Raw genomic sequence first — 23,431 nt, 5'->3', positions numbered from 1 at the left:
AGAGCCCCGCACGGCACGACCCCCGGCCCTTCCCTCATGGAGTCAGCTTGCCCCTGCGCATCACCGCCCTGACCGACCCCGACGAGACCTCCGCGAGCCGTCGCCTGGCCTGGCTGGCCACCGGTACCGACGGCAGCCCCGCCGGGCACGCCTTCCTGCGCCTGTTCACCAGGAAGGGCCAGCGCCACCTCGCCGAACTGGACGTCCAGGTCCACCGCGCCGAACGGCGCGGCCGGGTGGGCACCCGCCTGCTCGACGCGGCGCTGGCAGCGGCCCGCCAGGACGGCCGGAGCACGGTCGTGGCCCAGGCCGGGGCGGGATCTCCTGGCGCCGCCTTCCTCACCGCCGGCGGCTTCCGCGCCGCGCTCGCCCTCACGTACGCCCGGCTCCCGCTGCCGTGCGCGGACCTCCCCGCGCTCACCGCCCTCGCGGGGAAGCCGCACCCCGGCTACCGGCTGACGGCGTGGGAGGGCAGGGTGCCCGACGAACTCGCCACCACGTACGTGGCCTCGCGCCGGGCCATGGACGACATGCCCATGGGCGCCGTCGACTACGGCACGGTGGTCTGGGACCTCGACCGGGTACGGGCGGCGGCGGACGCGGTCGCCGCCCGCGGCGACGTCCTCCACACCGTGGCGGCCGTGGACCGTACGACCGGCGTCATCACCGGCTTCACCGAACTGGTCGTCCCCGGCGACGGGACGGGCGACGCCCAGCACTACGGCACGGCGGTGCTCCCCGAACACCGCGGCCACGGCCTGGCCCGCTGGATGAAGGCCGCCTCGATCCTCCGCGCCCGCGAACGCCACCCCCACCTGAGCGGCCTGCTGACGGACACCGCCGACAACAACCCGCACATGCGACGCGTCAACGACGAACTCGGCTACGTCCCGACCCACACGGCCCACGAGTACCAGCTCGACCTGTAGCACCCGCCCGGCACGGAAGCGCGGACGGACAACGTCGAAGGGCCCCGCTGCAAGCAGCGGGGCCCTTCGACTTCGTGCCCGGTGAGGCACTGGCGGAGGATACGAGATTCGAACTCGTGAGGGGTTGCCCCCAACACGCTTTCCAAGCGTGCGCCCTAGGCCTCTAGGCGAATCCTCCGCCGCAAACAATACAAGACGTTGAGGAGTGCTCGCGAACTCGTTCCCGGGGGTGGGGATCGGCTACTGTGGGGGCCAGCCCCTCACGTGGCGCTATCTGACTGAACTCCCCCAGGGCCGGAAGGCAGCAAGGGTAGGTCGGCTCTGGCGGGTGCGTGAGGGGCGCTTTGCGTTCCGGGGCCGGTGGTGCCGCTGGGCGGTCCGGGATGTCAGTGGGCGCCATTAACCTCGTAGATGTGTCGTCTCTCGCGCTGTACCGCCGCTATCGCCCGGAGTCGTTCGCCGAGGTCATCGGGCAGGAGCATGTAACCGACCCGTTGCAGCAGGCGCTGCGGAACAACCGGGTCAATCACGCGTACCTGTTCAGCGGCCCGCGCGGCTGCGGCAAGACGACGAGCGCGCGCATCCTGGCCCGCTGTCTGAACTGTGAGCAAGGTCCCACCCCGACCCCCTGCGGCGAGTGCCAGTCCTGCCGCGACCTCGCGAGGAACGGCCCGGGGTCGATCGACGTCATCGAGATCGACGCCGCTTCCCACGGTGGCGTGGACGACGCGCGCGACCTGCGCGAGAAGGCCTTCTTCGGCCCCGCGAGCAGCCGGTACAAGATCTACATCATCGACGAGGCCCACATGGTCACGTCGGCGGGGTTCAACGCCCTGCTCAAGGTCGTCGAGGAGCCGCCGGAGCACCTCAAGTTCATCTTCGCCACGACCGAGCCCGAGAAGGTCATCGGCACCATCCGGTCGCGCACGCACCACTATCCGTTCCGCCTCGTGCCCCCGGGCACCCTGCGGGACTACCTCTCCGAGGTGTGCGGGCGCGAGGAGATCCCCGTGGCGGAAGGGGTGCTGCCCCTCGTCGTGCGCGCGGGCGCCGGTTCCGTGCGTGACTCCATGTCCGTGATGGACCAGCTCCTCGCCGGCGCCCGCGAGGACGGTGTGACGTACGCCATGGCGACCGGCCTCCTCGGGTACACGGACGGCTCGCTCCTCGACTCGGTGGTCGAGGCGTTCGCCTCCGGCGACGGCGCGGCCGCCTTCGAGGTCGTCGACCGCGTCATCGAGGGGGGGAACGACCCCCGGCGGTTCGTCGCCGACCTCCTGGAGCGGCTGCGCGACCTCGTGATCCTCGCCGCCGTTCCCGACGCCGCCGAGAAGGGCCTCATCGACGCCCCCGCCGACGTGGTCGAGCGCATGCAGGCCCAGGCGGGCGTGTTCGGCGCCGCCGAGCTGAGCCGCGCCGCCGACCTGGTCAACGAGGGACTCACGGAGATGCGCGGCGCCACGTCACCGCGCCTCCAGCTGGAGCTGATCTGCGCCCGCGTGCTGCTGCCCGCCGCGTACGACGACGAGCGGGCCGTCATGGCCCGGCTCGACCGCCTGGAGCGCGGCGGACACTTCATGGCGCAGGGACCCGCCTCGACGCCCCCGATGGGGTACGCCCCCGGGCCCGAGGCCCACGCGGGCGTGCGGCAGCCGGGGCCCGCCGTTCCGCCCGGCCCGTCCGGCCCGCCCGTCCCGCCCGGAGGCGGCGCCGCGGCCGCGCGTGCCGCGGTGCGAGGGGCTCCCGCTCCCGCCGGGGACACCGCGTCCGCCGAGGCCGCGCCGGCCGCCACCCCGCCTCCGCCCGCGGCGGCCCCCACGCCGTCACCCCAGGCCGCGCCCCCGCAGGCCCCCCCGGCCCCGGAGCCCACCCCCGCGGCGAACCCGCCGGGCAGCTGGCCCACGGCCTCCGCGCCGGGCAGCAGAGCCGCGCCCGCCGCCGCGCCCCGGCCCGGCGGCTGGCCCACCGCCGCCCCCGCGGGCGGCGGCACCACGGCCCCCGCGCCCGCCCCGAGCGCACCCCCCGCACCCCCCGCAGCCGCGCAGGCCCCGGCCCCGCAGCCCCCCGCGCCCGCCCCCGTCGTCGGCGGCCCCGACCCCCGCACCCTCTGGCCGAACATCCTCGAGGCCGTCAAGAACCGCCGCCGCTTCACCTGGATCCTGCTCAGCCAGAACGCCCAGGTGGCGGGGTTCGACGGGACGACCCTCCAGATCGGCTTCGTCAACGCCGGGGCCCGGGACAATTTCGCGAGCAGTGGCAGCGAGGACGTCCTGCGCCAGGCGCTCTCCGAGCAGTTCGGCGTGCAGTGGAAGGTCGAGGCGATCATCGACCCGTCCGGCGGCAGCGCCCCGCCGCCCGCCGCGAGTGGCTTCGGCGGCGGCCAGGGCGGCGGGTACAACGCCCCGAGCGGTGGGTACGGCGCCCCGAGCGGCGGCCAGGGCGCCCCCGCCGCCCCCCGGCCCGCCCCGCAGGCGCCCGCGGCCCCCGCGCCCCCGCCCGCGGGCCGCCCCGCCCCGCCGCAGGCGGCCCCGGCACCGGCCGCGCCCGCCCCGCAGCCGCGCGCCCCGGAGCACATCGCGCCGGAGGACGACATCCCCGAGGACGACGATCCGGACCTGGTCGACTCGGCCCTGTCCGGACACGAGCTGATCGTCCGCGAGCTGGGGGCGACGGTCGTCGAGGAGTACCCGAACGAGTAGGGGCGTACCCGGAGAAGCAGCGGCGGAGGGGCAGCGGCGGCCGGGCGCCACCCCCGCGCACCCCGTACTCGTACGAACCCACAAAGAGCCCCCGCCCCTCGCCTAGGACACCCGACCAAAGCCACGAGTCCCGCCGGGCTAGGCTGGCCCCCGTGAAGGTCCTCGTCATCGGCAGCGGTGCCCGCGAACACGCCCTGTGCCGCTCCCTGTCCCTCGACCCGGCGGTCACCGCCCTGCACTGCGCGCCCGGCAACGCCGGCACCGCAGAGGTGGCCGAGCCGCACCCGGTCGACGCCCTGGACGGCGCCGCCGTGGCCGGGCTCGCCCGTGACCTCGGGGCGGATCTCGTCGTCGTGGGACCGGAGGCGCCCCTCGTCGCGGGCGTGGCCGACGCCGTGCGGGCCGCGGGCATCCCGTGCTTCGGGCCGTCCAAGGAGGCCGCGCTCCTGGAGGGCTCCAAGGCCTTCGCCAAGGACGTGATGGCCGGCGCGGGGGTGCCCACGGCACGCTCGTACGTCTGCACCACCGAGGCGGAGGTCGACGAGGCGCTCGACGCCTTCGGCCCGCCCTACGTGGTCAAGGACGACGGCCTCGCCGCGGGCAAGGGCGTCGTGGTCACCGGCGACGTCGAGCAGGCGAGGGAGCACGCCCGCGGCTGCGGCCGCGTCGTCATCGAGGAGTTCCTCGACGGCCCCGAGGTGTCGCTGTTCGCCGTCACCGACGGCGAGACCGTCGTCCCGCTGCGCCCCGCCCAGGACTTCAAGCGCGCGCTCGACGGCGACGAGGGCCCCAACACCGGCGGCATGGGCGCCTACTCGCCGCTGCCGTGGGCCGACCCGAAGCTCGTCGACGAGGTCCTCGAGACGGTCCTCCAGCCGACCGTCGACGAACTGCGGCGGCGCGGCACCCCGTTCGCCGGGCTCCTCTACGCGGGGCTCGCGATCACCAGCAGGGGCGTGCGCGTCATCGAGTTCAACGCCCGCTTCGGCGACCCCGAGACGCAGGTCGTCCTCGCCCGCCTGGAGACCCCGCTCGCGGGCGTCCTGCTCGCCGCCGCGAACGGCACGCTCGCCGATCTGCCGCCGCTGCGCTGGAGCGACGACGCGGCCGTCACCGTCGTCGTCGCCTCGCACAACTACCCGGACACCCCGCGCACCGGTGACCCCATCGTGGGCCTCGACGCGGTCGCCGCGCACGACGCCCCGCACGCGTACGTGCTGCACGCGGGCACCAAGCGCGACGGCGACGCGGTCGTCAGCGCGGGCGGCCGCGTGCTGTCCGTGACGGCGACAGGGGCCGACCTGACGCAGGCCCGCGAGCGCGCCTACACGGCGGTGTCCCGCATCAGCCTGGAGGGCTCCCAGTACCGCACGGACATCGCGGAGCGCGCCGCCGCCGAGTAGCCGGGAGGGCGACCGGGCGGTGACGTAACGTAAGGCCATGGCCCCAACTCGTCCGCGCCCTCGCCTCCTGTACGTCACCGACCTGGCCTACGAGGCACGCGGGCGACGCTACTGCGACGAGGACATCCGCCTCTCCGCCCGGCTGCGCGAGCACCTCGACGACATGGACGTCGCCCTGTGCCACCCGCTGGACGCGGCGGCCCTGATGGACGGCTTCGACCTCGTCGTCGTACGCAACAGCGGACCCGTCATCCACTACCAGGAGGCGTACGACGCCTTCCGGGACCGCGCGCTGCGCGACGGCGTGCGCGTGTACAACCCGCTGACGGGCCGCGCCGACATGGCGGGCAAGCAGTACCTCGTCGAACTGACCGCCGAAGGCCTCCCCGTCATCCCGACCGTCGACCGCCGTGAAGACCTCGACCGGCTGCCCGAGGCCGCCTCGTACGTCGTCAAGCCCAAGCACGGCGCCGACTCCATCGGCCTGCGGACCGTCGGCCGCGGGGACCTCGCGGGCCTGGACTTCACCGAGGGCGGCGGGCTCCTCGCCCAGCCCCGGATCGACTTCCGCCACGAGGTGTCGTTCTATTTCATCGACGACGCCTTCCAGTACGCGCTGTACGCACCCCGCCCCGACCAGCGCTGGAAGCTCGAACCGTACGCTCCGACGGACGACGACCTGGACTTCGCGCGGCGGTTCGTCGACTGGAACACGCTCCCGTACGGCATCCAGCGCGTGGACGCCTGCCGGGCACCGGACGGACGGCTGCTCCTGGTCGAACTGGAGGACCTCAATCCGTATCTGTCGCTCGACCTCGTCGACGCCGAGGGGCAGCGGGCGTTCGCCGGGAGCCTGGCCGCGTCGCTGCGCCGCTACCTGGCGGACAGCTTTACCCAAAGCCATTCCATCGAGTGACCGCTGGCCCATCCGGCTGACGCTGACCAGCGTCCCAACTAGGGTGCGGCGCAGGCGTTCCGGCACTCAGAGCCAAACAGCCCACCGGCATTGCGATGTCGGTGGCGGGTGCCACAGTGGGGGAGTGAGCAACGCCATCGACGTGCGCCGCCGGCTCCGGCCGACGGCCGAGCTGTGAGGCAGCAGGGGGTGTCTTCGGTCGTGTCAGGTATGGGTGAGGAGGCGGGCGCGCGGGCCGCGCGCTCGCGGGCTCTCGCCGTGCTGCGCATCCGCGGCAGGGCGCTGGCCGTCGCCCTGCTGCCCGCGGCCGTCGCCGTCGTCCTGCTCGCCGCCGCGGCCACGGGCCACGTCGACGGCACCGCCTGGGCCGCGGCCCGCTGGACCTTCACGGTGCTCGCCGTGCTCGCGCTCGCCGCCGCCGCGGTCGTCGCCCTGGTCGTCGCCCGCGCGAGACCGGCCCTGAGCCCCACGGTCCCGATCAGCGAGGCCGCGGCGCCCGACCTGTACCGCCTGGTGCGCGACCTCGCCGACCGCCTGGACGTCCCGGCCCCCTCCGCGATAGCGCTCACCCCGGACTGCGACAGCTGGCTGGAGGACCGCACCCACCCGGCCCACGGCCGCGAGACCGGGGCGCCCCGGGGCGACGGGACGGCCCAGGCTCCCGCGGGCGACGACGACCGCGCGGGCAAGGCCGACGAGATGGACTTCGGCGCGCGGACACGGGGCGACCGCCCGGCCAGGAACCGCGCCCCCGCCGCCCCGGTGCTCGTCATCGGCTCGCCCTTCCTGTGGTGGATGCGGGTCGGCGAGCTGCGCGCGGTCCTCGCCCCCGTCGTCGCGGGCACGGGCCCCTCGGCCCACCCGGACATAGCGGCCGCCCGCCGCTTCGTGCGCGGCCTGGACGCGGCCGTCGCCGTGGCCTCCGCACCCGGACGCGGACCGGTCGCCCGCACCGTCCTCGGCGGCGTCGGCAGGGTCGCGCGGCTGCTCCTCGGCGGCTGCCGGACGCACGCGGCGGAGATGGAGCGCGGCGTCGCCGCCGCCGCGGCCGAGCGCGCCCAGACCGTGGACTACGGCGCGCGGATCGTCGCCCAGGAGCAGGTCGGCCTGGCGTACGCGGGCTGGGACCGGCTCCTGACCCGGGTCGCGCTGCCCGCCTGGCGCATGGGCCGGTGGCCCTCGCGGCTCGACGCGGGCGTGGTCTCGGCGCTCACCGAGCTGTCCCGCAGGGACCGCCTCGCCGAGGGGTTCGCCTCGCGGCTCGGCGAGCGCCCCGCCTGCGACCTCCTGGAGGAGCCCGGCGCGGTGGACGAGGCCGCCTCGCTGCTCGCCGCCCGGCTCTTCCACGGCGGCCCCGCCGAGTCGGGACCCGGCTGGGCCCCGGTGGCCTGGCAGGAGTACCCGGACGAGATCGTCGACCGCAAGTGGCGCATGGACGCGGCCCGGCTGCACCGCGTGCTCGACGCGCTCGGCGTCAGCCGCTCGGCCGACCCCGAGGCCCCCGACCCCGAGGGCCCCACGCTCGGCCGGGTCCTCGACCACCTGACGGACCCCGAGCGGACGGCCCGCCGCGCCCCCGGGCCCGCCGCCGCGGAGGCCGACGCCTCCGAAGCCTGGGGAGTCGACGGCCCCTCCGCGGACGAAGCGCACACCGAGGCCGCCGCCCACGAAGACACCGCCCACGAAGACACCGCCCACGAAGACACCGCCCACGAAGACACCGCCCACGAAGACACCGCCCACGAAGACACCGACGAAGGCCGCGGCGGCCAGCTCGCCGCCGGGCTCAGCGCCGAGCTGGCCCGCGAGGAGGCCGCGGCCCCCGCACGGCCCGCCCCCACGGGCCAGTCCCCGGACGACGCGCTCTGGGACGACGGCGCGCTGCCCCTGTTCCCGCTCCAGCCGCCCCGGACCGGCCGTGAGCTGCTCGCCGACCACGTCACCGCGATGGTGTGCTGCGCGGCCGTCGACACGGCGGGCGCCACCCCCGGCCTCGACTGGCTGGACGGCCCCTCCCTGCTGATGGGCGGCGAGCGCGCGGCCGACCTCACCCCGCGCGTGCTCACCCTCGTGGAGGACGGCGACCCCGAGCCGCTGCGCGCCTGGCTCACCGCCCAGGGCGTCCGCCCGGAGAAGCCCCTGCGCCTCGTCTGACGCCCCGCCCCCGCGGCACCCCGCGTTCCGCCCCCCACTCCCGGAGCGAAACGTTCCAGTCATCGGGGGTCTCGTTAATTCACGACGAACGGTGACGGACCGCGTGCGTAATGTGATGTGCTGGGACCGCGAAAGGGAAAGACCGCCGCGGCCCGCGGCGGCTCCGCCTCCGCACCGGCACGGAGCCATCGACCACGCAGCGGCGGAGAACAGGCTCGGGGGAGCGAGGGAGGGGACGACGCATGGGACCGGAGCCGATCCGCCGCTGGGAGTCGGGTGCCCTCGCCCACGCCGTGAGCGACCCCTTCGGCCAGGGCCCGCTGCCCTGGCTCCGGGGCACGGAGCACTACTTCGGCGACACCGGCCAGGTCGTGCCGTGGTACGTCGACCACGCCCCGGCCCCCGGCGCCACCGGGCCCCTGCCGGCCCGGCGCGCGGGCGGCGGCCCCCGTACCGCGGACGACGTGCACCGCCAGATCAAGGGCTTCACGAGCACCGGCGCCGCCGCCCCGGGCGAGGCGCTCGACTTCCACATCACGGTCGACCCGCCGCAGCAGTTCAGCGTGGACATCTACCGCATCGGGCACTACGGCGGCGACGGCGCCGCGAAGATCACCACGAGCCCCCGCCTCGCCGGCATCGTGCAGCCCCCGCCGCTCACCGCCGACCGCACCGTCTCGTGCCACCACTGGTGGCTCTCCTGGCGCCTGCAGATCCCGTCGTACTGGAACGTCGGCGCGTACGTCGCCGTCCTCACCACCGTCGACGGCTACCGCTCCCACGTGCCCTTCACCGTCCGCGACAGCCTCGTCCAGGGCGAGCTGGGCCACGCCCCGTCCGCCGACCTCCTCGTGCTGCTCCCCGACATCACCTGGCAGGCGTACAACCTCTACCCGGAGGACGGCCGCACCGGCGCCAGCCTCTACCACGCCTGGGACGACCGCGGCCGGCTCCTCGGCGAGAGCGAGGCCGCCGTCACGGTCTCCTTCGACCGGCCGTACGCGGGCGCGGGCCTGCCCCTGCACGTCGGCCACGCCTACGATTTCATCCGCTGGGCCGAGCGGTACGGCTACGACCTCGCCTACGCCGACGCCCGCGACCTGCACGCCGGCCGCGTCGACCCCACCCGCTACCGCGGCCTGGTCTTCCCCGGCCACGACGAGTACTGGTCCGCCGCGATGCGCCGCACCGCCGAACTGGCCCGGGGGAACGGCACCTCGCTGGTCTTCCTCTCCGCCAACACCATGTACTGGCAGGTCGAGTCGGGCCCGTCCCCGTCCGGCGTCCCCGACCGCCTGCTGACCTGCCGCAAGCGCCGAGGCCCCGGCAAGGCCGCGCTGTGGCGGGAGGTCGACGTGCCCGAGCAGCAGCTCATGGGCATCCAGTACGCGGGCCGGGTCCCCGAGCCGCACCCGCTCATCGTGCGTAACGCCGACCACTGGCTCTGGGAGGCGACCGGCGCGCACGAGGGCGACGGGATCGAGGGCCTGGTCGCGGGCGAGGCCGACCGCTACTTCCCGCGCACGGCGCTGCCCGAGCACCAGGACCGCATCCTGCTCGCGCACTCCCCGTACACGGACGGCGAGGGCACCGTCCGCCACCAGGAGACCTCGCTGTACCGCGCCCCGTCCGGCGCGCTCGTCTTCGCCTCGGGCACCTTCGCCTGGTCCCCGGCGCTCGACCGGCCCGGCCATGTCGACGCGCGGGTCCAGCGCGCCACCGCCAACCTCCTCGACCGGATCTGCAAGCGCGACTGACCCGGCGCGGACACCACGGCGGCGCCCTCACGTCGGGACTCGGCCAACCCTTGGCCAAGACCACTCCCCGCATACGGGAGAATCGGAGCACTTAGACAGAACCACGGGGAGGAACCGTGTCCGGATTCGTCGAAAAGCCCGAGCCGATCCAGGTTCCGGGCCTGGTGCATCTGCACACCGGCAAGGTGCGCGAGCTGTACCAGAACGAGGCGGGCGACCTCGTGATGGTCGCCAGCGACCGCATGTCCGCCTACGACTGGGTGCTGCCGACCGAGATCCCCGACAAGGGCCGCGTGCTGACCCAGTTGTCGCTGTGGTGGTTCGACCAGCTCGCCGACCTCGCCCCGAACCACGTGCTCTCCACGGAGCTGCCGCCCGGCGCGCCCGCCGACTGGGAGGGGCGCACGCTGATCTGCAAGCGCCTGGAGATGGTGCCCGTCGAGTGCGTGGCCCGCGGCTATCTGACGGGCTCGGGCCTCCTGGAGTACAACGAGACCCGTACCGTCTGCGGCCTCGCGCTGCCCGAGGGCCTGACCGACGGCTCCGAGCTGCCCGCGCCGATCTTCACGCCCGCCACGAAGGCCGAGGTCGGCGAGCACGACGAGAACGTCTCGTACGAGGAGGTGGCGCGCCAGGTCGGCGCCGAGACGGCGGCCCAGCTGCGGCAGTCCACCCTCGCCGTCTACGGCAGGGCCCGGGACATCGCGCGCGACCGGGGCGTGATCCTCGCCGACACGAAGTTCGAGTTCGGCTTCGAGGGCGAGACCCTGGTCCTCGCCGACGAGGTCCTGACGCCGGACTCGTCCCGCTTCTGGCCCGCCGACACCTGGGAGCCGGGCCGCGCCCAGCCGTCCTTCGACAAGCAGTTCGTCCGCGACTGGCTGACGTCGTCCGCGTCCGGCTGGGACCGCCACGGGGAGCTGCCGCCCCCGCCGCTGCCCGCGGACGTGGTGGAGGCGACCCGCGCCAAGTACATCGAGGCGTACGAGCGCCTCACCGGCACCGCCTGGTAGCCGGGCACGACGAAGCCCCCGGTTCGGAGAACCGGGGGCTTCACTTGAGCGGACGACCAGGTTCGAACTGGCGACCTCAACCTTGGCAAGGTTGCGCTCTACCAACTGAGCTACGTCCGCGCTGCGCCGAAGCGCGATAGCTACTATACCCAACCTCGCTCGCGCGCGAGACGCACTGCCGCGTGCCGGTTTTCGGCACCGGTCTTGGTGACCGCCGACGAGAGGTAGTTCCGGACCGTTCCCTGGGACAGCGAGGCGCGCTCGGCGATCTCCGCGACGGACGCGCCGTCGGCGGCGAGTTCGAGCACCTCGGCCTCGCGGGCGGTCAGCGGGGAGTCGCCCGCGGAGATCGCGTCGGCCGCCAACTCCTGGTCGACGTACCTGCGTCCGTCGTGCACGGCGCGGATGATCTCGGCGAGCCGCTGCGCGCTCACCGTCTTCGGCACGAACCCGCGCACCCCGACCGCGAGCGCCCGCTTGAGGTGGCCGGGGCGGCCGTGACTGGTCACGATCATGACCCGGCAGCCGGGGAGTTCGTCGCGCAGGGATGTGGCCACGCTCACACCGTCCGCCCCCGGCATCTGGAGGTCGAGCACGGCCACGTCGGGCCGGTGGGCCCGCGCCATGGCAAGCGCCTCGGGCCCGGACGCGGCCTCGGCGACGACGGCCAGGTCGTCCTCCAGGCTGAGCAGGGCGGCGAGCGCGCCGCGGATCAGGTGCTCGTCGTCGGCGAGCAGCACGCGCACGGTCACGAGGCCTTCGCCTCCGGGGCGCATGAGGCCTTCGCCTCCGGGGCGTCGGCCAGGAGCGTGTCCCCGGCCTCGTCGGCCGGGCCCGTCCCGGGCGACACCGGCACCCGCGCGGTGAGCCGGAACAGGCCGCCGCCGGTGGTGTGCTCCAGGGCGCCGTCCACGGCGGCGAGGCGCTCGCGCAGGCCCGGGAGGCCGGTGCCGCCGGTGGCCGCGCGGTCCTCGGGCACCCCGTCGTTCTCGATGGTCAACGTCGTCCGTCCTTCCGTGACCGCCACGGTGATGGCGCAGTGCCGGGCGTCACCGTGGCGCAGTACGTTCGTGGTGCCTTCGCGCACCACCCAGCCGAGGGCCGACTGCACCGCCGCCGGCAGGCCCGTGGGCTCCCCGGTGACCCGGCAGGTGATCCCGGCGGCCTCCAGGACCCCTTGGGCCCCGGCGAGTTCCACGCCAAGGTCGGCCTCGCGGTAGCCGCGTACGACCTCGCGGATCTCCCGCTGCGACTGGTGGGCGATGCGCTGCACCTCGACCATCTGGTCCACCGCCTCGGGCCGTCCGCGCCGGGCGAGCTGCGCGGCCAGCTCGCTCTTGAGGGCGATGACGGCGAGGTTGCGCCCCATCACGTCGTGCAGGTCGCGGCCGAAGCGCAGCCGCTCCTCGGCGACGGCGAGCCGGGCCTCGACCTCGCGGGCCCGGTCGGCCTCCCACATCACCGAGAGCGTCCAGGCCCCGCAGCGCGTGCTGAGCAGGGCGACACCGGCGCCGAAGGCGACGAGCACGGCGATCATGAGCAGGCGCCTGTCGAGCATCCCGATCGCCGCGAAGCCGCCCACGGCCGCCGCCTCGATGACCGCGAAGCGCAGGGCGAAGTCCCGCAGCGGCAGCGCGAAGGCGAGGGCCTCGCAGTGCGGTACGACGAGGAAGGCGAGGGCGAAGCTGATCATGCCGCCCTGGATGCCCTCCACGGCCTGGAGCGCGAGGGCGAGGACGAACATGGCCACCATGAGGGCGCGGGAGACGGCGAGGTCGCGCGCGGGGTAGGGAGCGCGCCCCAAGTAGTGGTCGAGTGCCCGCCGCACGCTGCGGTTCACGTGCACGCACTGGGCGGCGGCGGTCACGATCATCGCCCAGCCGAGCAGCTGCGCCGGGAGGTCCGGCTCCAGGCTCAGGCCGAGCGGCAGCGAGCCCCAGCTCAGGTAGAGCATCCACGGCATGGCGTGCCAGAGCGCCACGGACTGCAGCTCGACCCGCTCGATCTTGCTGCGCTCGCGCCAGAAGCCCTGCACGGCCCGTATCCGCCCGACCACGTCCACCCCCTCCTCAGCGGCGCGGCTCCCAGCGGAACCACCGTCGTACAGCAAACACGCCGATCGCGATCCAGGCCACCGCGGTCGTCAGGGCGCCGAGCGCCTCGGCGAAGGAGAGCTGTCCGGTCCAGCCGCCGCGGATCAGCTCGATCGCCGGGGAGAGCGGCAGGAGCGCGCAGACGTCGGCGAGGCCGTCCGGGAGTACTTCGAGCGGCACCATCGTGCCGGAGCCCGCGAACGACACGAGCAGCAGCGGCATGGCCGCGACCTGCGCGCTCTCCACGCTCCGGCTGAGGCTCGCCGTCACGGCCGCGAGCAGGGGCCACAGCGCGAGGCCGAGGAGCAGCCCCAGGACGGCGTAGTGCGGTGCCTCGGGTGCCCCCAGGTCGAGGAACGCCAGGCAGCCCGCGGTCAGGAGCAGACATTGGGCGAGGCCGACGGCCACGGACGGCAGGGCGGCGCCCGCGAGGATCTCCGCGTCGTGCAGCTCGCCGGTGCGCAGCCGCTTGAGGACCAGTTCCTCGCGCCGGGCCGCGTACACGTTCACCAGCGCCGAGTAGACGGCGAAGAGCAGGGAGAAGCCGATCGCGCCGGGCAGGACCACCGAGCCGACGGACAGGCCGGTGCCCTTCAGGTCCATCCCCTCGGCGGCCTGGCGCACGCTGAACGGCAGGACGAGCGGCACGAAGAGCGCCCCGAACAGGGTGCCCTTGCTACGGCCGAGGAGGGTCAGCTCGGCCCGCGCGAGCGCTCGCATGCGCGTGAGCGGGGTGGTGCGGGCGGTGCGCTCGGCCACGGGCCGCGTGCTGGTCACCGTGGTCATGCCGCTTCCTCCTTGTCGGGGGCGCCGGCGGCCGTCGCGTCCCGCGCGATCCGCAGGAAGGCCTCTTCGAGGGAGGCCGCGCGGATGTCGAGCCCGTGCAGCTCGACGCCTGCCCGCCGGGCCCAGACGAGCAGTTCGGTCGCGGAGCGCTGGAGCGTGCCGGTGCGCAGCCGTACCGTGCGGCCCGTCAGTTCGTGGTCGCTCACGCCGAGGGCGGCGAGCGGCGGCAGGTCGCCGAGGAAGTAGCCGTCGGGCAGGTCGAAGGAGATCTGCGCGGGCTGGGCCGCGACGACGTCGGCGACGCGGCCCGAGGCGGCGATGCGGCCCTCGTGCAGGATCGCGAGGCGGTCGGCGAGCTGCTCGGCCTCTTCCAGGTAGTGGGTGGTGAGCAGCACCGTGGTGCCGTTGTCCCGCAGGGCGCGCACCAACTCCCAGGTCTCGCGGCGGCCTTCGGCGTCGAGGCCGGTGGTGGGCTCGTCGAGGAACAGCACCTCGGGGTCGCCGATGAGCGCCGTGGCGAGGTCGAGCCTGCGCTTCTCGCCGCCGGAGAGCTGTTTGACGCGGGTGGAGCCGCGCTTGCCGAGTCCGACGGCGTCGAGGGCCTCGGCGACGGGCCGCGCGCCGCTGGTGCATCCGGCCCACATGCGGGCGGTCTCGGTGACGGTCAGCTCGGAGGGGAAGCCGCCTTCCTGGAGCATCACGCCGATGCGCGGGCGTACCGCGGCCCGGTCGCGGTAGGGGTCGTGCCCGAGGACGCGGACCTCGCCCGCGGCCGGTTCGGTGAGGCCTTCCAGGAGTTCGACGGTGGAGGTCTTGCCCGCGCCGTTGGTCCCCAGGAGGGCGAACAACTCGCCCTGTCCCACGGTGAACGAGATCCCCCGGACCGCTTCGAAGCCGCCCGCGTAGGTCCGCCGCAGGTCGGTGACGTCGATCACGTTCTCAGTCATGACTCAAGGGTTCCGCGGGCGGGGGCCCCGCGGCAGTGCGGCCTGTCATCGGCACCCATGACAAATGTCAGAACGGGGTCTCGCGGAACGGGCCCGGACAGCGAGAAGCCCGGTACCTGAGGTACCGGGCTTCTTCTTGTGGAGCGAACGACGAGGTTCGAACTCGCGACCTCAACCTTGGCAAGGTTGCGCTCTACCAACTGAGCTACGTTCGCATCTGCTCCCGACCGGCTTTCACCGATCGGTGCGAGCACCAGCCTACCGCACCCGGAAGGGTGGTCGGTCACTGGATGCAGAGCGGGTGACAGGGATCGCACACTGCGCCTTCCCCCTGGAAGGGGGATGTTCTACTACTGAACTACACCCGCACGCTGCTGTGGGATTCGGCTTTTCGGCCTGGCCCCTCGGCGTGCTCCAGACTTTAGCTGATCACCGGGGGTGCCGCGCAAGTCGGCTGCGCGGCACCCCCGGAGAGGCCGGCCGGCCGGGGTCGGCGGGGGCCCGGCCGGAGATCAGTTGGCGGCTTCGAAGGCCTCGTACACCTTCTTCGGGATGCGCCCACGGGGCGGCACGTCGAGCTGGTGGGAGCGGGCCCAGGCGCGCACGGCGGCGGGGTCGGCCGTCACCGCCGTGTGCCGGTAGACCTTGCCGGACTTCGACTTCTTGCGAGCCGCCTGGAGGTAGGGGGCCAGCACCTTGCGAAGTTTCTCGGCATTGGTTTCGTTGAGGTCGATCTCGTACGACCTTCCGTCGAGACCGAAGGCGACCGTTTCCGCCGCTTCTGAGCCGTCGATGTCGTCATAGAGAGTGACCACGACACGCTGCGCCACGAATATCGGTCCTTTCGTGCGACGCCACCGCATATGACATGCGCTGATGCCGACTGTCCGGCAGTTTTGGGACAAAGTATCGGCTAGTGCCAATTCCTTTGTACAGGGCCTGGCAATGAAGGGGGAAGTCGGCTAAATCTCACCGCGTGTTCCGGCGGCGGGTCGCCGGGAATGCCGCCCCTGGGCGCACGTCAGCAGACTGTCCGGGGCGGGGTGCCGGGCGCAATGGCGAGCTGTGATCTTTTCCAGGATTTTTCGCGTACGGGCCGGGAGCGACACCCGGATGACCAGCGGACCATCGAGCCCGAGTGACTGGGGTCACGTATGTTGCTACGAATCTACGCGGGTAGAAATTTTGTACGGGTAGTCTGAAGGAACCTGCTCAGCACCACGCCTGGCAGCACACGCAAGCACCACACACCGGGAGTGCCAGTGGCACGCGTCGTAGTCGACGTCATGCTCAAGCCGGAGATCCTCGACCCCCAGGGACAGGCGGTGCAGCGTGCACTGCCGCGCCTCGGATTCCAGGGCATCTCCGATGTACGTCAGGGAAAGCGCTTCGAACTCGAAGTGGACGGGCCGGTGGACGACGCCGCGCTCGCCCGTATCCACGAGTTGGCGGAAACCTTCCTCGCCAACACGGTGATCGAGGACTTCGTCGTAAAGGTGGAGGCCGCCGAGAGCGCCACGGGAGCCCAGAAGTGACTGCCCGAATCGGAGTCGTCACTTTTCCGGGAACCCTGGACGACCGTGACACCCAGCGCGCCGTGCGCGTCGCGGGCGCCGAGGCCGTGCCGCTGTGGCACCGGGACAAGGACCTCAAGCAGGTCGACGCCGTGGTGCTGCCCGGCGGATTCAGTTACGGCGACTATCTGCGGGCCGGCGCCATCTCGCGTTTCTCGCCCGTCATGGAGTCGGTCATCGACCAGGCCAAGGCGGGAATGCCGGTCCTCGGCATCTGCAACGGCTTCCAGGTCCTGACCGAGTCGCACCTGCTGCCCGGCGCGATGCTGCGGAACAACCACCTGCACTTCATCTGCCGCGACCAGAAGCTGCGGGTCGAGACCGACAGGACCGCCTGGACCGCCGACTACGAGGCGGGCCAGGAGATCTCCATCCCGCTGAAGAACATCGACGGACGCTACGTCGCCGACGAGCGCACCCTCGACATGCTGGAGGCCGAGGGCCGCGTCGCCTTCCGCTATCTGGACATGAACCCGAACGGCTCGCTGCGCGACATCGCGGGCATCACGAACGAGGCGGGCAACGTCGTCGGCCTCATGCCGCACCCCGAGCACGCGGTGGAGCCGCTGACCGGGACCGGCGGCACGGACGGCCTGGGGTTCTTCACCTCGATCCTGAAGAAACTGGTGGACGCCCGATGACCCTCGACACCGTCAAGCACGCGGCGGGGACCCCGGAGACCGCGCTCCCCTGGGCCGAACTGGGCCTCAAGGAGGACGAGTACGCGCGCATCCGCGAGATCCTCGGCCGCCGCCCGACCGGCGCCGAACTGGCCATGTACTCCGTCATGTGGTCCGAGCACTGCTCGTACAAGAGCAGCAAGGTCCATCTGAAGCAGTTCGGCGAGAAGGTCCCGGAGGCTGATACACCGGGTGGGGGCGCGATGCTCGTCGGCATCGGCGAGAACGCGGGCGTCGTGGACGTCGGCCAGGGCTACGCGGTCACCTTCAAGGTCGAGTCGCACAACCACCCCTCGTACATCGAGCCGTACCAGGGCGCCGCGACCGGCGTCGGCGGCATCGTGCGCGACATCCTCGCGATGGGCGCGCGCCCGGTCGCGGTCGTGGACCCGCTGCGCTTCGGCGCCGCCGACCACCCCGACACCAAGCGCGTCCTTCCCGGCGTGGTCGCGGGCATCGGCGGCTACGGCAACTGCCTGGGCCTGCCGAACATCGGCGGCGAGGTCGTCTTCGACCCCTGCTACCAGGGCAACCCGCTGGTCAACGCCGGCTGCATCGGCGTGATGAAGCACGAGGACATCCACCTCGCGAAGGCCTCGGGCGCGGGCAACAAGGTCATCCTGTACGGCGCCCGCACGGGCGGCGACGGCATCGGCGGCGTGTCCGTCCTGGCGTCGGAGACCTTCGAGTCGACGGGTCCGGCCAAGCGCCCGGCCGTCCAGGTCGGCGACCCCTTCCAGGAGAAGCTCCTCATCGAGTGCACCCTGGAGATCTTCAAGGAGAAGCTGGTCGACGGCATCCAGGACCTCGGCGGCGCCGGGCTCTCCTGTGCCACCAGTGAGCTGGCCTCGGCCGGTTCCGGCGGCATGCGCGTCGAGCTGGACACCGTCCCGCTGCGCGACTCCTCGCTCTCGCCGGAGGAGATCCTCATGAGCGAGTCGCAGGAACGCATGTGCGCGATCGTCGAGCCGGACAAGGTCGACCGGTTCATGGAGATCTGCGAGAAGTGGGACGTCATCGCGACCGTCATCGGTGAGGTGACGGACGGCGAGCGCCTGGAGATCTTCTGGCACGGCGAGCAGATCGTGGACGTGCCGCCGCGCACGGTCGCGCACGAGGGCCCGGTCTACCACCGCCCCTTCGAGCGCCCCAGCTGGCAGGACGCCCTCCAGGCCGACGACGCGGGCAAGCTGCCGCGCCCGGCGACCGCCGAGGAGCTGAAGGACCAGGTCCTGAAGGTCGTGGCGTCCCCGAACCAGGCCTCCAAGGCGTGGATCACCGACCAGTACGACCGCTTCGTGCAGGGCAACACGATCCTCGCCCAGCCCGAGGACGCGGGCATGGTCCGCGTCGACGAGGACACCAACCTCGGCGTCGCCATGGCCACCGACGGCAACGGCCGGTACGCGAAGCTCGACCCGTACGCGGGCGCGCAGCTCGCCCTCGCCGAGTCGTACCGCAACGTCGCGGCCTCCGGCGCCAAGCCGCTCGCCATCTCCAACTGCCTGAACTTCGGCTCGCCCGAGGACCCGGCCGTGATGTGGCAGTTCGCCGAGGCCACGCGCGGCCTGGCGGACGGCTGCCTGGCGCTCGGCACGCCGGTCACCGGTGGCAACGTCTCGCTGTACAACCAGACCGGTGAGACGGCGATCCACCCGACCCCGGTCGTGGCCGTGCTCGGCGTCATCGACGACGTCACGCGCCGCACGCCGATCGCCTTCAAGGAGGAGGGCCAGCTCCTCTACCTGCTCGGCGACACCGCCGAGGAGTTCGGCGGCTCGGCCTGGTCGCAGGTGATCCACGACCACCTCGGCGGCCTGCCGCCCAAGGTCGACCTGGAGCGCGAGCGGCTGCTCGCCGAAATCCTGATCTCGGCCTCGCGCGACGGCATGGTCGACGCCGCGCACGACCTGTCGGACGGCGGTCTGGTGCAGGCCGTCGTGGAGTCGTGCCTGCGCGGCGACAAGGGCGCGCGCCTGGTCGTGCCGGACGGCCTGGACCCCTTCACCTTCCTGTTCTCCGAGTCGGCGGGGCGCGCGGTCGTGTCCGTGCCGCGCAGCGAGGAGCTGCGGTTCACCGACATGTGCGGCGCCCGGGGGCTCCCGGCCACGCGCATCGGTGTCGTGGACGGTGACGCCGTGGAGGTGCAGGGCCAGTTCGCGCTGGAGCTGAGCGAGCTGCGCACGGCCCACGCGGAGACGATCCCCGGGCTCTTCGCCTAGGACGCCCAGGACGACACCCGCTCGACGAGCCCCCGCCCGGACCTGGTCCGGGCGGGGGCTCTGTCGTTGCCGGACGCCGTTCGCCCTTTCGCCCTTTCGCGCGTGTTTGGAATTACGTAATTACGTAACATGGGCTCATGGAGCTGGAAGAACGCGTCGCCGACCTCGAACGGCGCATGGCGGCGCTGGAGAGCGCGGGCCGCGACCGCGAAGGGGCCGCGCCCACCGTCAGCGAGAGCGACTTCTGGGCCCTGGAGGGCCTGAAGGCGCAGCTCGCCGAGCACAAGGCAGCCGACGGCGGCGTGCTGTACACGGGGGCGGTGCGGCTGCCGACCGGAGAGCGGTACGACTGGCAGACCGGCCAGTTCACCGAGGCGCTCCTCGACGGCGACTGGTCCGACGCGGCCGACTCCTTCGCCGCGCTCGGTCACGGCGTGCGGCTGAGGCTGCTGCGCGAGATCCTCGGCGGCCGCCGCGCCGTCGCGGAGCTGGCCGCGCTCGACGGGGTCGGCACGACCGGCCAGATCTACCACCACCTGCGCCAGCTCACCGGCGCGGGCTGGCTGCACACCACGGCCCGCGGCCGATACGAGGTACCGGCGGGGCGCGTGGTGCCGCTGCTCGTCCTCATCGCCGCCGCCCGGCCCTGACCGCGCCGAACCCGCCAGGCGGAACAACCGAGTCCACAGGCGGAACAACCGAGTCCACAGGCGGAAACCGTGTCCACAGGGGGAACAACCGTGTCCATACGCAAGCTCGCCGCCGTCCTCAGCCGTCTGCTGTGGCTGGTCTTCTTCGTGCAGGCGATCGCCGGGTTCTTCGTGGACCTGCCGTACAACTACTGGCTGGGCTGGCTCCCCGTGGTCGCCGCCATCACCATCAGCCTGCTGCTGAGGCGAACGGTGCGGCAGCGGATCGTGGCCGCCCCGCCGGAGCCCGTCGAGGTCGAGGCCCCGGTCACCGGCCGCTGGTCCGCGCTCAACAGCCCGGCCGACAAGGTGCCGAGCCACGGCACGCACGGCCTCGCCCAGACGTACGCCATCGACATCACGGCCGAGGGCGACGACTCCGGGAAGAACGCGCGGCCCGGCTTCGCCTGGCTCTGGCCCGTGGCGCGGGGCAACCGGGCCTTCCCCGCCTTCGGTGCCCCGCTGCTCGCCGTCGCCGACGCGACCGTCGTGCGCGCGGAGGACAGCCAGCGCGATCACCTCAGCCGCAACTCCCTGCTCGCGCTCCTGTACTTCTTCTTCATCGAGGCTGTGGCGCGCTCCGTGTCCCCGGCCCGCCGCGTGATCGGCAACCACGTCGTCCTCGACCTCGGCGACGGCACCCACGCGATGTACGCGCACGTGCGGCGCGGCTCCCTCACCGTGCGCGCCGGTGACCGGGTGCGCGTGGGCCAGGTCATCGGGCAGTGCGGCAACTCCGGCAACTCCACCGAGCCGCACGTGCACTTCCAGCTGATGGACGGCCCCGACGTCGTCTCGGCGCGCGGGATCCCGTTCCGGTGGCGCGGGGTGGGGGTGCCCGCGAACAGGGAGGTCTTCACGGTGCCCGCGCCCGCCGACGCGACGGACGCGACGGACGCGACGGACGCGGCCGACGCGGCCGACGCGGCCGGCGCAGCCGACGCACCCGACCCGGCCGAGGCCGCCGCGGACGTACCCGCCAAGGCCGATGAATCCATGACCCGGTAAATGTTTGATCCCGGCCAAAAATCATCCGCATACAATGCGGAGCATGGCACAGAGAGACGCGCCGGCCGCCGTCGAGGCGCCCCAGGCCACGCGGCCGGGTCTGCGCGAGCGGAAGAAGCGGCAGACCGCCGAGCGCATCTGGCGGGCCGCGGTGGACCTCTTCGTCGAGCGCGGCTTCGACAAAGTGTCCGTCGCCGAGATCGCCGAGGCCGCCGACGTATCGAAGATGACCGTCTTCAACTACTTCGGTACGAAGGAGGACCTGGTCCTCGGGCCGATGGAGGAGCACGTCGCCGACGCCGCGGACGCGGTGCGCGGCCGTGCCCCCGGCGAGTCCGCCGTGGACGCCCTGCGCCGCCAGCTGCTCGGCGCGATCGCGGAGCGCTCCCCGGCCGTCGGCCTCAGCGACGACCAGCGCTCCTTGCAGACGCTGCGCCTCGTCCTGGAGACACCGGTGCTGCTCAAGCGGGCGCACGACTTCCACATGCGGGGCCAGACCCTGCTCGCCGACGTCCTCGCCGAGGAGACCGTCGAGCCGGTGCTCGCCCAGGTCGCCGCCGCGCAGCTCATCGGCGTACGCAACGCGGTCTGTGCGGACGCCATGCGCCGCCGCCTGGCGGGGGAGCCGCTCGCCACGATCGCGGCGGACGCCGACCGGCTCGCCCGCGCCGCCTTCGACCTGCTGGAAAAAGGCCTCAGCGGGTTCGCCGTCAAGGCTTAGGCTCCGGCTATGCCACCGGCCAAGAAGCGCGCCCGCGCCTACGACCAGACGAAGACCCGCACCGCCGTCCTCGCCCAGTTCGCGACCGCGCGCGAGGCGGTCGCCGGGCTCTCGGACGAGCAACTCGCCCGGCCCACCAGGCTCGGCGACTGGAGCGTGCGCGAACTGGCCGCGCATCTGACGATGTCGCTCGGCGCGGTCGCCCGCGCGCTTGCCGCGCCCGCTCCGGCCAAGGCCGATGTCACCTTGCAGAACTGGGCGTTCCAGACCTCGGCGGCAGCCGGCCAGGTCGACGAGGACGTGCGCGGGATCGTGGGCGGGGGCGCGGACCTCGACGCCTTGTTCGGGCAGGCCGTCGACCGGCTCGCCGACGCGCTACCCGACGCCCCCGGCAGCCGCGTCGTCCAGATGCGCTTCGGCGGCATGACCCTCGCCGACTTCCTGGTCACACGCACCGTCGAACTCGTCGTCCACACCGACGACCTGAACGACGCCGTGCCCGGCCTCGACGTCCCGTACGACCGCCAGGCCCTGGCCGCCTGCACCCGGCTGCTCGCCGACACCCTCGCCGTCAAGGCCCCCGGCGGCTCGGTGGAGGTGCGGATTCCGCCGTACGCCGTGGTGCAGTGCGTCGAGGGGCCCCGGCACACCCGCGGCACCCCGCCGAACGTCGTCGAGACCGACCCGTTGACGTGGATCCGGCTCGCGACGGGCCGGACGACCTGGGCCGCCGCCCGCGACGCGGCGAAGGTCAGCGCGAGCGGCGAACGGGCGGATCTGGGCGGGCTCCTGCCGCTGATGTCGTAGCCGGTACGAGGCCTACGAGGCCTACGAGGCCTACGACGCCTACGACGCCTACGACGCCTACGAGGCTCCTGAGGCGCGGGTGCAGGACGCGCGGCCGACGGCCGGTGAGGGAACCGGTCCGCCCGTCGTCCCGTCACAGTGACATGTACAAGCAGCGCGTAACCCAGACCCTCACCGTCCTCGTCGCCGCAGGTCTGCTCGCCGCCTGCGGCTCGGAGTCCGGATCGAAGGATTCCGGCAAGTCCGGCAAGTCCGGCAAAGGTGACTCCGGTTCCGTCGGCGCCAAGGTGCCCCTGACCGGCGTGCGGTGGAACGTCGAGAGCCTCACCGTCGACGGCAAGAAGCAGAAGGCCCCGGACGACGTCTACGTACGGCTCGGCGGCAAGGGCGGCGCCGGCGGCCACTTCGGCTGCAACGGCTACGGCGCCGACGTCTCCGTCAAGGGCGACACCGTCGACTTCAAGCCCGGCGTCCACACCGAGATCGCCTGCGATGCCCTCGACTTCGAGAACAGCCTCGCCCGTGCCATCGACGGCAAGCTCAAGGCCAGCGTCGACGACGACCGCCTGACCCTCACCAACACCAAGGGCGACCGCATCGCCCTGACCAGCGGCCCCGCGGCCCCCGACGCCCCGCTCCAGGGCACGACCTGGACCGTGGACGCCGTGGGCAAGGGTGAGTCGGCGCGGCCCCTGCCGAAGCAGGTCGCGGGCAAGGCCCGGCTGGTCTTCGGCAAGGACGGCACCGTGCGCGGCAACCTCGGCTGCAACGGCGTGACCGGCAAGGCCGAGGCGCACGACGGCACCCTCGCCCTGGGCGCGCCGAAGCTGACCCGCATGATGTGCGTCGGCCCCAGGGAGAAGACGGAGAGCGACCTGCTCAAGCTGTTCGACGGCAAGACCCGGTACGAGGTCGAGGACGACACCCTCACGCTCACGGCCAAGGACGGCACGGTCGTGACGGCGACCGCGACGGTGGACGCCAACACGAAGAAGTAGCCCACCCCCCTGCGGCCCTCCCGCCGTCGATACGG

At 73.1% G+C, this 23,431-nt stretch carries 20 protein-coding genes, 4 tRNA genes and 1 other RNA gene; 16 read left to right on the top strand and 9 right to left on the bottom strand.

Going from position 1 to position 23,431, the window contains the following annotated elements; translation table 11 throughout:
• Positions 1–47 precede the first annotated feature (47 nt).
• On the top strand, positions 48–929 hold the full coding sequence (locus AC07GB_RS03060) for a GNAT family N-acetyltransferase (protein ID WP_478841474.1): 882 nt from the start codon (positions 48–50) through the stop codon (positions 927–929).
• Between the two features lie 90 nt (positions 930–1,019).
• Here AC07GB_RS03060 and AC07GB_RS03055 read toward each other — a convergent pair.
• A tRNA-Ser gene (locus AC07GB_RS03055) sits at positions 1,020–1,107 on the bottom strand.
• Between the two features lie 73 nt (positions 1,108–1,180).
• Here AC07GB_RS03055 and ffs point away from each other — a divergent pair.
• From ffs to AC07GB_RS03020, 7 genes are all read left to right on the top strand, one after another.
• Positions 1,181–1,279: signal recognition particle sRNA small type (ffs, locus tag AC07GB_RS03050), an RNA gene on the top strand.
• A 63-nt stretch (positions 1,280–1,342) separates the two neighbouring features.
• A complete protein-coding gene (locus tag AC07GB_RS03045; protein WP_478841473.1) occupies positions 1,343–3,628 on the top strand; it encodes a DNA polymerase III subunit gamma and tau in 2,286 nt (761 codons plus the stop codon).
• A gap of 152 nt (positions 3,629–3,780) precedes the next feature.
• The gene (gene purD, locus AC07GB_RS03040; RefSeq protein ID WP_478841472.1) at positions 3,781–5,031 is read left to right on the top strand and encodes a phosphoribosylamine--glycine ligase; all 1,251 of its coding nucleotides are present in this window, start codon (positions 3,781–3,783) and stop codon (positions 5,029–5,031) included.
• Positions 5,032–5,068: 37 nt separating this feature from the next.
• Positions 5,069–5,947, top strand: coding sequence for an ATP-grasp domain-containing protein (locus AC07GB_RS03035; RefSeq protein ID WP_478841471.1), 879 nt, complete (start codon positions 5,069–5,071; stop codon positions 5,945–5,947).
• 210 nt (positions 5,948–6,157) lie between these two features.
• Positions 6,158–8,101 carry a hypothetical protein gene (locus AC07GB_RS03030; RefSeq protein WP_478841752.1) on the top strand — a complete coding sequence of 648 codons (1,944 nt, stop codon included), beginning with the start codon at positions 6,158–6,160 and terminating at the stop codon, positions 8,099–8,101.
• A gap of 242 nt (positions 8,102–8,343) precedes the next feature.
• Positions 8,344–9,858 (top strand): N,N-dimethylformamidase beta subunit family domain-containing protein, encoded by a 1,515-nt coding sequence (locus tag AC07GB_RS03025; RefSeq protein WP_478841470.1) that lies wholly within the window; start codon positions 8,344–8,346, stop codon positions 9,856–9,858.
• Positions 9,859–9,974: 116 nt separating this feature from the next.
• Entirely contained in the window at positions 9,975–10,871 is an 897-nt protein-coding gene (locus AC07GB_RS03020; RefSeq protein WP_478841469.1) for a phosphoribosylaminoimidazolesuccinocarboxamide synthase, read from the top strand.
• A gap of 47 nt (positions 10,872–10,918) precedes the next feature.
• On the opposite strand, the gene AC07GB_RS03015 is transcribed toward AC07GB_RS03020, so the two are convergent.
• The 8 genes from AC07GB_RS03015 to AC07GB_RS02980 all read right to left on the bottom strand — a co-directional run bounded on the left by AC07GB_RS03015 (position 10,919) and on the right by AC07GB_RS02980 (position 15,527).
• A tRNA-Gly gene (locus AC07GB_RS03015) sits at positions 10,919–10,991 on the bottom strand.
• A gap of 23 nt (positions 10,992–11,014) precedes the next feature.
• A complete protein-coding gene (locus AC07GB_RS03010) occupies positions 11,015–11,647 on the bottom strand; it encodes a response regulator (RefSeq protein WP_478841468.1) in 633 nt (210 codons plus the stop codon).
• On the bottom strand, positions 11,620–12,927 hold the full coding sequence (locus AC07GB_RS03005; protein WP_478841467.1) for a sensor histidine kinase: 1,308 nt from the start codon (positions 12,925–12,927) through the stop codon (positions 11,620–11,622). Before AC07GB_RS03005 ends, AC07GB_RS03010 begins: the two co-directional genes overlap by 28 nt.
• Before the next feature lie 13 nt (positions 12,928–12,940).
• A complete protein-coding gene (locus AC07GB_RS03000) occupies positions 12,941–13,750 on the bottom strand; it encodes an ABC transporter permease (RefSeq protein ID WP_478841466.1) in 810 nt (269 codons plus the stop codon).
• On the bottom strand, positions 13,747–14,697 hold the full coding sequence (locus tag AC07GB_RS02995; RefSeq protein WP_478841465.1) for an ABC transporter ATP-binding protein: 951 nt from the start codon (positions 14,695–14,697) through the stop codon (positions 13,747–13,749). Before AC07GB_RS02995 ends, AC07GB_RS03000 begins: the two co-directional genes overlap by 4 nt.
• Before the next feature lie 139 nt (positions 14,698–14,836).
• Positions 14,837–14,912: transfer RNA gene (locus AC07GB_RS02990), tRNA-Gly, on the bottom strand.
• 81 nt (positions 14,913–14,993) lie between these two features.
• Positions 14,994–15,065: transfer RNA gene (locus tag AC07GB_RS02985), tRNA-Gly, on the bottom strand.
• Positions 15,066–15,209: 144 nt separating this feature from the next.
• Complete coding sequence (locus AC07GB_RS02980) at positions 15,210–15,527, bottom strand: histone-like nucleoid-structuring protein Lsr2 (protein ID WP_030685668.1); 318 nt, start codon at positions 15,525–15,527, stop codon at positions 15,210–15,212.
• 432 nt (positions 15,528–15,959) lie between these two features.
• Here AC07GB_RS02980 and purS point away from each other — a divergent pair, with 432 nt between their 5' ends.
• The 8 genes from purS to AC07GB_RS02940 all read left to right on the top strand — a co-directional run bounded on the left by purS (position 15,960) and on the right by AC07GB_RS02940 (position 23,396).
• Positions 15,960–16,232 (top strand): phosphoribosylformylglycinamidine synthase subunit PurS, encoded by a 273-nt coding sequence (gene purS, locus AC07GB_RS02975; protein WP_478841464.1) that lies wholly within the window; start codon positions 15,960–15,962, stop codon positions 16,230–16,232.
• Positions 16,229–16,912 (top strand): phosphoribosylformylglycinamidine synthase subunit PurQ, encoded by a 684-nt coding sequence (gene purQ, locus AC07GB_RS02970; RefSeq protein ID WP_478841463.1) that lies wholly within the window; start codon positions 16,229–16,231, stop codon positions 16,910–16,912. The genes purS and purQ overlap by 4 nt, the downstream gene beginning before the upstream one ends.
• Positions 16,909–19,173 carry a phosphoribosylformylglycinamidine synthase subunit PurL gene (gene purL, locus AC07GB_RS02965; protein ID WP_478841462.1) on the top strand — a complete coding sequence of 755 codons (2,265 nt, stop codon included), beginning with the start codon at positions 16,909–16,911 and terminating at the stop codon, positions 19,171–19,173. The genes purQ and purL overlap by 4 nt, the downstream gene beginning before the upstream one ends.
• 137 nt (positions 19,174–19,310) lie before the next feature.
• The gene (locus tag AC07GB_RS02960) at positions 19,311–19,823 is read left to right on the top strand and encodes an ArsR/SmtB family transcription factor (RefSeq protein WP_478841461.1); all 513 of its coding nucleotides are present in this window, start codon (positions 19,311–19,313) and stop codon (positions 19,821–19,823) included.
• A gap of 90 nt (positions 19,824–19,913) precedes the next feature.
• Positions 19,914–20,870, top strand: a complete 957-nt coding sequence (locus tag AC07GB_RS02955) for a M23 family metallopeptidase (protein WP_478841460.1) — start codon at positions 19,914–19,916, stop codon at positions 20,868–20,870.
• A 43-nt stretch (positions 20,871–20,913) separates the two neighbouring features.
• Entirely contained in the window at positions 20,914–21,591 is a 678-nt protein-coding gene (locus tag AC07GB_RS02950; RefSeq protein ID WP_478841459.1) for a TetR/AcrR family transcriptional regulator, read from the top strand.
• Positions 21,592–21,600: 9 nt separating this feature from the next.
• A complete protein-coding gene (locus AC07GB_RS02945; protein WP_478841458.1) occupies positions 21,601–22,398 on the top strand; it encodes a maleylpyruvate isomerase family mycothiol-dependent enzyme in 798 nt (265 codons plus the stop codon).
• A gap of 143 nt (positions 22,399–22,541) precedes the next feature.
• Entirely contained in the window at positions 22,542–23,396 is an 855-nt protein-coding gene (locus AC07GB_RS02940; RefSeq protein WP_478841457.1) for an META domain-containing protein, read from the top strand.
• Positions 23,397–23,431: the final 35 nt, after the last annotated feature.

It is taken from the genome of Streptomyces sp. NPDC045778 (assembly GCF_056431945.1).
Note: the sequence above shows the minus strand (reverse complement) of the source record. Positions and strands in the feature narration are given on the sequence as shown.

Coding starts and splice junctions, on each gene's coding strand:
- AC07GB_RS02945 (WP_478841458.1), top strand. CDS start 21,601: ATGCCACCGGCCAAGAAGCGCGCCCGCGCCTACGACCAGACGAAGACC.
- AC07GB_RS03030 (WP_478841752.1), top strand. CDS start 6,158: ATGGGTGAGGAGGCGGGCGCGCGGGCCGCGCGCTCGCGGGCTCTCGCC.
- AC07GB_RS03010 (WP_478841468.1), bottom strand. CDS start 11,647: ATGCGCCCCGGAGGCGAAGGCCTCGTGACCGTGCGCGTGCTGCTCGCC.
- AC07GB_RS03035 (WP_478841471.1), top strand. CDS start 5,069: ATGGCCCCAACTCGTCCGCGCCCTCGCCTCCTGTACGTCACCGACCTG.
- AC07GB_RS02995 (WP_478841465.1), bottom strand. CDS start 14,697: ATGACTGAGAACGTGATCGACGTCACCGACCTGCGGCGGACCTACGCG.
- AC07GB_RS03000 (WP_478841466.1), bottom strand. CDS start 13,750: ATGACCACGGTGACCAGCACGCGGCCCGTGGCCGAGCGCACCGCCCGC.
- AC07GB_RS02960 (WP_478841461.1), top strand. CDS start 19,311: ATGGAGCTGGAAGAACGCGTCGCCGACCTCGAACGGCGCATGGCGGCG.
- AC07GB_RS02950 (WP_478841459.1), top strand. CDS start 20,914: ATGGCACAGAGAGACGCGCCGGCCGCCGTCGAGGCGCCCCAGGCCACG.
- AC07GB_RS03025 (WP_478841470.1), top strand. CDS start 8,344: ATGGGACCGGAGCCGATCCGCCGCTGGGAGTCGGGTGCCCTCGCCCAC.
- purL (WP_478841462.1), top strand. CDS start 16,909: ATGACCCTCGACACCGTCAAGCACGCGGCGGGGACCCCGGAGACCGCG.
- AC07GB_RS02940 (WP_478841457.1), top strand. CDS start 22,542: ATGTACAAGCAGCGCGTAACCCAGACCCTCACCGTCCTCGTCGCCGCA.